Origin of the sequence: Herbaspirillum sp. UBA812 (genome assembly GCF_002296545.1) — a bacterium.
Lineage (GTDB): Bacteria > Pseudomonadota > Gammaproteobacteria > Burkholderiales > Burkholderiaceae_D > Herbaspirillum > Herbaspirillum huttiense.
Map to the genome: position 1 here is coordinate 1 of NZ_DBIC01000144.1, position 5,444 is coordinate 5,444.

Annotated in this window: 5 protein-coding genes, 1 tRNA gene and 1 pseudogene; all 7 read right to left on the bottom strand. The window is 62.0% G+C overall.

What is annotated here, in order from left to right; all coding sequences use genetic code 11:
- Positions 1-30: 30 nt before the first annotated feature.
- A tRNA-Leu gene (locus B3873_RS09115) sits at positions 31-115 on the bottom strand.
- Positions 116-252: 137 nt separating this feature from the next.
- Positions 253-984 (bottom strand): ABC transporter ATP-binding protein, encoded by a 732-nt coding sequence (locus tag B3873_RS09120; RefSeq protein ID WP_039785417.1) that lies wholly within the window; start codon positions 982-984, stop codon positions 253-255.
- The gene (locus B3873_RS09125) at positions 981-1,742 is read right to left on the bottom strand and encodes an ABC transporter ATP-binding protein (protein ID WP_039785419.1); all 762 of its coding nucleotides are present in this window, start codon (positions 1,740-1,742) and stop codon (positions 981-983) included. The genes B3873_RS09120 and B3873_RS09125 overlap by 4 nt, the downstream gene beginning before the upstream one ends.
- Positions 1,742-2,617 (bottom strand): branched-chain amino acid ABC transporter permease, encoded by an 876-nt coding sequence (locus B3873_RS09130; protein ID WP_034335500.1) that lies wholly within the window; start codon positions 2,615-2,617, stop codon positions 1,742-1,744. The genes B3873_RS09125 and B3873_RS09130 overlap by 1 nt, the downstream gene beginning before the upstream one ends.
- 1 nt (position 2,618) lies before the next feature.
- Positions 2,619-3,500 (bottom strand): branched-chain amino acid ABC transporter permease, encoded by an 882-nt coding sequence (locus B3873_RS09135; RefSeq protein WP_034335502.1) that lies wholly within the window; start codon positions 3,498-3,500, stop codon positions 2,619-2,621.
- Between the two features lie 281 nt (positions 3,501-3,781).
- Positions 3,782-4,939 carry an ABC transporter substrate-binding protein gene (locus B3873_RS09140; RefSeq protein WP_034335504.1) on the bottom strand — a complete coding sequence of 386 codons (1,158 nt, stop codon included), beginning with the start codon at positions 4,937-4,939 and terminating at the stop codon, positions 3,782-3,784.
- A gap of 311 nt (positions 4,940-5,250) precedes the next feature.
- Positions 5,251-5,444 (bottom strand): annotated as a pseudogene (locus B3873_RS09145) (argininosuccinate lyase); the annotation flags it as partial.

Genomic DNA, 5,444 nt, shown 5'->3' on the forward strand with positions numbered 1-5,444 from the left:
TTGATTTTCATCAACCGACCTTTTTTGTTTTGGTGCCCACGGAGGGACTCGAACCCCCACACCTCGCGGCACATGGACCTGAACCATGCGCGTCTACCAATTCCGCCACGTGGGCCTTCTGGCATCAGCGGTGACTTGCTGTGCTTGAAAGAGGCTGCATATTAAGGCCTATCAGGCTGATGGTCAACACCTAATTGAGAAATTTTTTATTATTTTTTCTCCAGCCCCGTCACATGCAACAGATCAAGCGCATCAGCCCCCCAGATAAGCCTCCACCACCTTCGGATTGCCCAGCAGATTCGCACCGCTATCCTCCAGCACGATCTTGCCCGTCTCCAGCACATAGCCGCGTTGCGCAATGCGCAGCGCCTGGCGCACGTTCTGTTCCACCAGCAGCACGGTCATGCCGGTCTTGTTGATCTCCTGCACGATGCGGAAGATTTCCTGGATGATCAACGGGGCCAGCCCCATCGACGGTTCATCCAGCAACAAGACCTTGGGCTTGGCCATCAGCGCACGGCCAATCGCCAGCATCTGCTGCTCACCACCCGAGAGATTGCCCGCCAGTCCGGCCGCACGGTTCTTCAAGACCGGGAAGAGGGAATACACCCACTCCAGATCACGCGCCACGCCTTCCTTGTCCTTGCGCGTATAAGCGCCCAGGGCCAGGTTCTCTTCCACGGTCAGCGTGGTCAACGTCGCACGGCCTTCCGCCACCTGCACCACGCCGGATTCGACGATGCGGTGCGGTGACATCTGCAGCAGGTCCTGCCCGTTGAGCAGCACACGGCCACGCTGCGCCTTCACCAGGCCGGAAATGGCCAGCAGCGACGTGCTCTTGCCGGCGCCATTGGCACCGACCAGCGCGGTGATCTCGCCTTCGTTCAGGGACAGGCTGATGCCCTTGACCGCTTCAATGTGGCCATAGGCCACCGCCAGGTCCTCGACCTGCAGAATGGGTTGCTTGTTGCCGCTGGCGCTCATGCTTCTTCCTTGCCGAGATAGGCCTCGATCACTTCCTGGTTGTTCTTGATCTGGTCCGGGGTGCCCTCGGCGATGATCTTGCCGAAGTTCAGCACCGCAATGCGCTCGCACAGGCCCATGACGAAACGCATGTCATGCTCGATCATGAAGATGGTGAAACCGCGCGCCTTGATGTTGACGATCTCGCTCATCAGCTCGGTCTTCTCGGCCGGGTTCATGCCGGCCACCGGCTCGTCCAGCAACAGCAGCTTGGGCTTGGTCGCCAGCGCACGCGCGAACTCCAGCTTGCGCTGCTCGCCATAGGAAAGACTGTCGGCCAGCATGTGCGCCTTGTGATCCAGGCGCACCCAGGACAGCAGTTCCAGCGCACGTTCACGGGCTTCCTGCTCGGCACGGCGGAAGCCGCCGAGATTGAAGAGCATGCTGGCCACGCCATAGTTCAGGTGCTCGTGCATGCCGACCACCACGTTCTCCAGCAGTGTCATTTCCTTGAACACGCGGATGTTCTGGAAGGTGCGGGCAATGCCGCGCTCGGTGATCTTGTGCGGGGCGACGGCGCCGATGTCGTCGTCATTGAAACGGATGCTGCCGGAGGAGGCGCGCAGCAGACCCGTGATGAGGTTGAAGACCGTGGTCTTGCCGGCACCGTTGGGGCCGATCAGGCCGAAGATCTCGCCTTCCTTGACGTTGAAGTTCACACCCTGCAGCACTTGCAGGCCGCCGAAGTTCTTGCTGATGTCGTTCAGTTGTAAAAGCATTACTTCACCTTCTTCTCAGCGTTGCGGCCCAGGAAGGCGCGGATGCGGCGCGGGTCCCAGATGCCCTTGGGCAGGTACAGCACCACCAGGATCAGGATCAGGCCATTGATGGCCAGGCGGAAGTCCTTGAAATGACGCAGCACTTCCGGCAGCAGCGAAAGAATCGTCGAGCCGATCATCGGACCGATCAGGTTGCTGGTGCCACCGAAGACGGCCATGGTCAGGATGTCGACCGCGTTCTCGAAACCATAGTTGTTGGGGCCGATGGTGAAGGTGAAGTGCGCGTTGAGGCCACCAGCGACACCCGCAATGGCTGCGCCGATGACGAAGGCCAACAGCTTGTAGCCGGCCACGTTCACGCCCATCAGACGCGCTGCGACTTCATCTTCCTTGATGGCCTCGAAGGCGCGCCCGGTCTTGGAGCGGCGCAGGCGGGCCAGCGCATAGATCGTCACACCCAGCAGCAGCACGATGTGCCACCACTCGGTGATCGGCGGCACGCCATTGAGGCCCATCGGGCCACCGGTGATCTCCAGGTTGAGGACGATCACGCGGACCACTTCGCCAAAGCCCAGCGTGGCCATGGCCAGATAGACGCCCGAGAGGCGCAGCGTCGGGATGCCGATCACCAGCGCCACCAGCGAGGGCAGTACGCCGCCTGCCGCCAGGGCGATAGGGAAGGGCATGTCGAACTGCATCGTCAACAACGATGCGGTGTAAGCACCGATGCCCATGAAGGCCGCATTGGCCAGCGACAGCAGGCCGCAGGACAGGGTGACGTAGATCGAGAGTGCCAGCATGGCGTTGACGCCGATGCTGAAAATGACTGTGTTGTAGGTGGCCCAGAAGCCATCCCACCATTCCATGAAGCCCATCTTATGCCTTCCTTTCCAGCACTTTGCCAAACATGCCGGAGGGTTTTACCAGCAGGATCAGGAACAGGAGGCCGAACGCCACCGCATCGCGGAAGTCGCTGGAGATATAGGCCACCGTCAGCACCTCGGCAAAGCCGAGGAAGAGGCCGCCGATCATGGCGCCACGGATATCGCCCATGCCGCCCAGGATGATGACGGCGATGCCCTTGTGCAGCATTGGCTGTCCCATGAAGGGCGAGATCGCATTGAAGGACACGCCCACCAGCACGCCGGCCGCACCACCCAGGGCCGCAGCGGCAAAGGAGGTCAGCAGGAACAGGCCTTCGACGTTGATGCCCAGCAGGTAAGCCGCCTTGGGCGACTCGGCGATGGCGCGCAGCGCGCGGCCGAGCTGGGTCTTGCGCATCACGCCCAGCAGCACCACCATCAGCACGAAGGCGATCACGATGATCGCCACCTGCACGGCGGTGATGTGCAGGTTGCCCAGGCTCACGCTGTCTTCAGGGATGGTGCCCTGGGGGAAGCGCTTGTTCTCGGCACCGAAGATGCCCTGCGAGATGTTGGTGATCATGATGGCCACGCCAATGGTGGCGATCATGGGGATCAGGTGGGGCGCATTTCGTTTGCGCAGTGGCTTCAGGACCAGCACGTCGATAATGAGGCCGAGGGTACCGGTGGCCACCATGGCCAGCAGCAGCGCCACCCACAGGGGGAGGGCCATCTGCTCCACCAGCAGCAGGGCGGCATAGCTGCCCAGCATGAAGATGGCGCCGTGCGAAAGATTGATCACGCCCAGAACGCCGAAGACCAGCGTGAATCCGAGCGCGAAGAGCGCGTACACGCTGCCCAGCGAAAGGGCATTGATGAGCTGTTGTTCTAACATTGGAACCTGCGATAGGTGATGGGAGACCATGCGCCGCGCCGGCAAATTTGCACGACTGTGCATGCTGCGCGGGGCCCTCCCTCGTTGCGTCGTAGTGCCGGGTTCAACTCGCCCGCGTCATGCGGCAGTTGGTGGTTCCCCGTTCCGGCCTGGCGATTTGCTTCATATCCCCTCCCAGGCGGGCAGCCGGCGGCTGTTGCCGGCTGTGCCCGGGTGAGCGTCGCTTGCGGGTGGCTTGCCGGTTGCCCGGCAGGCCACCCAGCCTGCGTCACACGGCGTGCTTACTTCAGCAGGACGAACTTGCCGCCCTTGGCGATGTTGACGATGGCTTCCTGGTCTGCATCGAAGCCGACCTGCTTGCCTGCCACCGCCGGTGCTGCGCGGAAGGCGAACTTGCCGGTGGCGCCGTCGATCTTGACTGCCGGCAGTGCGGCGCGCACGGCGTCACGGTCCTTGGCCAGGTTGCCGGAGAGCTTCACGCTCTTGATCGCATCGGCCATGATGTACATGGCGTCATAGGCTTGCGCGGCGAACTGGTCAGGGTCGGAACCGAACTTGGCCTTGTAGGCGGCAATGAACGCCTTGTTGGCCGGGGTCTGGTTCTCGGCCGACCACGGGCTGCCCATCAGGGTGTTGTCGCCGGCATCCTTGGCGATCTCGAACAGCTTCGGCGAGTTCAGGCCGTTGCCGCCGATGAAGGGCTGCTTCATGCCCAGCGCGCGGGTTTGCAGGATGATGTTGGCGGCTTCTTCAGCCAGGCAGGAGCAGACGATGGCATCCGGATTGCCGGCCTTGATCTTGGTCAGCTGGGCCTTGAAGTCGACGTCACCCTTGGCATAGGCCTCGGTGGTGGTGACGGGGATCTTCTGCTGTTCCAGGGTGGCCTTGAAGACGTCATAGCCGGACTTGGTGAAGGCGTCGTCGTTACCGTAGATCACGGCAACCTTCTTGATGCCGAAGTGCTTCACGGCCGCCTTGACGGTGACGGGCAGCACGTCGGCTTCCATCACGGAATTGCGGAAGGTGAAGGGACCCATGGCAGTGATGCCGTCAGCGGTATTGCTGGTGCCGAACACCACGACCTTGGCGGCGTTGGCGATCGGGTCGGCAGCGAAGGCCGAGTTCGACAGGGTGGGGCCGAAGACGGCCAGTACTTTGTCCTGGAAGATCAGCTTCTTGAAGACGTTGATGGCTTCTTCCTTCTTGCCTTGTTCGTCTTCGATCACCAGGGCCAGCTTGTCGCCGTTGACGCCGCCCTTGGCATTGATTTCTTCGGAAGCCAGCGTGAAGCCGTTCTTGATGGCCACGCCATACTTGGCGGCCGGGCCGGTCAGGGCTTCGGCCACGCCCAGCTTGATGTCGGCGGCCAGCGCAGCCGAGGACAGGGTGGCACCGATCAGCAGGGCCGGAATGGTCTTGAGCATGGTATTGAATTGCATCGAGTTCTCTCCTCAGTTAGATATTGTAGAAATCGTCCGCATCACGGAGCGCCGTGCGCAACAGCGCGGCGCGACGTCATGTGGCGATTCCTTCATCGAGGATGATGCAAAAGACGCCCGGGATGGCCGGGACTTGTGCTCCATCCTCTGAAGACCGTTGTGTGGTCTCTTTCGATACAGCCGCCACAGCATACCCGAAAAGGCAGGCTGCGCCAGCGATTACAACCCGCTGCAACGCGCCCGGGTAGGGCGCGCCACAGCGGCATGCGAATGTCGTCCGGCCAGCGGACGAGGGTGGTGCGAGATGGTACTTAGTTCAGTTCCTTGCGCAGTTGCGCAATGGCTGCGCGCACCTGGTTGGGTGCGGTGCCGCCGATGTGGTCACGTGCGGCCACCGAGCCTTCCAGCGTCAACACGGCAAACACGTCGTCACCGATCAGCCCGGAGAAGGCACGCAGGTCGTCCAACGACAGGTCGGCCAGGTCGCAGCCCTTGTCCACGCAGG